3 protein-coding genes are annotated in these 3,429 nt (G+C 29.0%); all 3 read left to right on the top strand.

The genetic code is table 11. The features are described from left to right. Positions 1–138 precede the first annotated feature (138 nt). The 3 genes from FEZ33_RS11920 to FEZ33_RS11910 all read left to right on the top strand — a co-directional run bounded on the left by FEZ33_RS11920 (position 139) and on the right by FEZ33_RS11910 (position 3,265). Positions 139–1,125, top strand: a complete 987-nt coding sequence (locus FEZ33_RS11920) for a hypothetical protein (RefSeq protein WP_138405586.1) — start codon at positions 139–141, stop codon at positions 1,123–1,125. A gap of 84 nt (positions 1,126–1,209) precedes the next feature. Beyond that, entirely contained in the window at positions 1,210–2,124 is a 915-nt protein-coding gene (locus FEZ33_RS11915; protein WP_138405585.1) for an abortive infection family protein, read from the top strand. Between the two features lie 199 nt (positions 2,125–2,323). Beyond that, on the top strand, positions 2,324–3,265 hold the full coding sequence (locus tag FEZ33_RS11910; RefSeq protein WP_171031399.1) for a hypothetical protein: 942 nt from the start codon (positions 2,324–2,326) through the stop codon (positions 3,263–3,265). The last annotated feature ends 164 nt before the right edge of the window (positions 3,266–3,429 follow it).

The following is a 3,429-nucleotide window of genomic DNA, read 5'->3' as shown; positions in this document are numbered from 1 at the left end:
GATGAGACTAAAAAGTTTTTCTTTAGCTTAGAAAATCGATTAAAATATTTTAATTTCGATAAAGTGATCCAAAATTGAAAAATAACGACTAGAATAACTCAATATTTAAAAGTATGAATTATTCAGGATGGTTTAAAATTGACGAAAGGTGTGCCAACTAGAGAATATTGGGATACTATTACAAGAAGTTGGATTAGTACATATGAAGATATGCTGGTAATAGAAGACGAGCCAGTATTACTTGTTCCTAAATCCATTGTTATCAGGAAACAGGCATATTATTATGATTCTTCAATGTATGCTAGACATCATGTTTTAAACTTCTTGGTAACGGAAGAGTTAAGGCTTAATACTAGTTTAGTCAGAACAAAAACTTTAAAGAACGGAGAGAAACGAAAATCAGTAAATAAAGAAGAGACAGCAAAAAAATATGGAGCCTATAAAAAAGAGTTCTTAAGGAATTTTACTATAGAACACCCAGAGTTTTATGAAGATTTTAAAAATATAGCAAGTAAAAATATTGAAACACTTTCTAACGAAGTAATATTGGATGAATATAGCTATGAATTTTACTTGGCAATCATTGATAAATTAATTTCAGGGTTCCAAAATATCAATCCAGGTGCTGCGCAAGCAAATGAATATCACGACCACGTAATTGCCACAATGACGTTTTTATTTTGCCCTGACTTGATTAATCCTGTAAAAGAACAGGAGATAAATTCTGGGAGAAAGAGAATTGACTTAGTTTATGATAATGCAGCTGAAGATGGATACTTTTTCAATTTATCAACAGTAAAAGATATTCCATCTAGTTATATTTTCGTAGAATGTAAGAACTACAATAAAACTTTATCTAATCCCGATTTTGATCAACTAAATGGGAGGTTTTCAGTAAATCGAGGTAAAATGGGGTTTCTAGTGTTTAGAAAAAGTGATGATGAAGAGTCATTAATTAAAAGATGTTCAGATTATTATAAGGATAATAAAAATCTGATTATACCTCTTCAAGATAGTGACTTTATAGAAATTTTGAAACAGTTGCAAAATGAAGAATTTAGCTATGGAAAAATACCACAACAAAACTTGCTGCAAAGATTAACAAGAAAAATTATTTTATCTTAATTAATAATTGTCAAATCTAAAGTTACACAATAAAAAGACGAAGATTTAATTTAAGTAGCGATAAAACATAACCAGGGGGATATAATGAATATATCTGAAATTTCTAAAAGAGATATTGTAGATTTATTGAGTGAAGGATTATACGAAGGAGAGTTTGACTATGCTGGGAGATTTGATGAAACTAGCTTTTTAAATCAACTTGTAAATTTGAATGATCTTCCTTCAGAGGACAGTAGATTTAAAACCATGTCACAAGACATCTGGCAACATACAATTAACAACGATGATTGGGATATAGACTGGGTTTTTTATGATAAAAGGTTAAACCTTCTACACAATGATGATTTATTCACTAAATTTGTTGAACAAATATTTCATCCTATAGTTAGAGATAATGATTCAAATTGGAAAGAATATTTTGACAAGATCAATGAAGTACTAGAATTTGATAAATTACATTTAATAGCTACTGAAGAAATAAGTGGCAGAGCTGTATTTACCATCGAGTCGATTAAAAATTCGGAATTAATAGCAAATTACAGTGAACAAATAAAAACTAAATTTAGCTCAGAGTATATAGATTCTCAAGTATCCATAATGTTAGAAAATATAGAAAAAAATCCAAATATTTCAATTGGGAAATCAAAAGAATTATTAGAATCATGTGCAAAGACGATTCTAAAGGAGTTAGATGTGGAGTACGATGAAACAATGAAATTTGCTCCACTATTAAGATTAGTAATGGAAAAATTAGGTTTATCTGCGAATGATCAAAATAAGGAAAATGAAGCGGGGAAAATCTCTGCAAAAATTTTAGGTAATTTAGGGGCTGTTCCACAAAGTATGGCGGAGCTTAGAAATTTATTTGGTGACGGACATGGCAAGTCAAGTACTTTTGTCTCTCTCCCACCAAGATATGCAAGGTTAGCAGTAGGCACTTCGGTAACAATAGTGTATTTTTTATGGGAAACATATCAGGATAGAAATTCTAGTTTTTGAGAGGTACAAATTTTTCTATCATGGATTTTCAAGATTAGCTATATAATGCTTGACATAAAGGAAATCTAATTAAATTAAGAATTTATCAAAGGAATGATATATAATGAACTTTCAAGACTATGAGATTTATATAGTTGAAATACAAAATTTGTTTTTACACGAATGCTTTAAAATCAATAATACTTTTATAATGTCTACAATGGATGATTATCTTGGGAAAATAAACATTTATTCTGATACCATTAACAAATGGGAAAGAGAAATGTTAGATGAGTTAACTATGAAATTTTATAGTCAGCATAAAAAAATATATAATAGATTTGAGATTTATGCATCGAGTTATGCCATATTTTTTACTAATAAAGACCACCTTAGATTTAATCAAAAAGAAGCTACATCTATCAACTATAAAAATTATTTAATTAAACTTATTTCCGATCAAGTTAATAAGGAAATTGATTATTTTCGCATGAAAGATATTGATTATAGGAGCTTAAGTCATCTACCTGGGTTACCGGGTATACCAATTTATTCTATTCAAGGTGAAACGCCTATAATGGAAGCATTTGTTTATAACCATGAAGATGATAATTGGTATCATTTAATGGGTGATATTGCAACTCAGTATTCAGTAGGTATTGGAAGCCAGTATGAAAAAGAAGATCTAAATAATAAAACGAGTGATATAGAATACCAAGTAATTACTTCCAATCGTTCAGATGAAATGTACTTGTCTTTAAGAAGTGCTATAAGAAGAATAAATGAGTCATTTTATTTTAATAACTATTCATCAATATTTATCTATTTAATGACGACTATTGAAGCATTAGCCTACAAAGAGTATAGAGGATTTAAAGAAGTCAGAATAATTATTCAACATATTATTGCCAAAGATAGACAAGATTATGATAAACTTGCCGACTATTTTAAAGAATTGAGTAAGGTATATCGTACTGAGGTAGTGCATAATGGGAAAGATCTTAATGATTTCTTTAATGATGAAGAAGAGATACAATCATTTTTAACTAAATTGCTAGATATTATAAAAGAATACATAATAAAAGTTTATGAAATGAATATTAAGTCCTTCGATGATTTATACATAGCAAAAAACAAAAGAAATAAAGAATTACATGGTTAATTTAGAAGTTATTAAGAATTGTTAAGCTCCATAAAATTGACTACTGCCACACATTTGTACCACTGATGCCAACTTTCTTACCACTGTTTGCCAAAGAATGTACCACCTTTTGCCAGCTTAATGTACCACTAAAGAAATATCCCATAACCACTGTGATTTAAGTT

Source organism: Ruoffia tabacinasalis, from assembly GCF_005864045.1.
GTDB lineage: Bacteria > Bacillota > Bacilli > Lactobacillales > Aerococcaceae > Ruoffia > Ruoffia tabacinasalis.
Note: the sequence above shows the minus strand (reverse complement) of the source record. Positions and strands in the feature narration are given on the sequence as shown.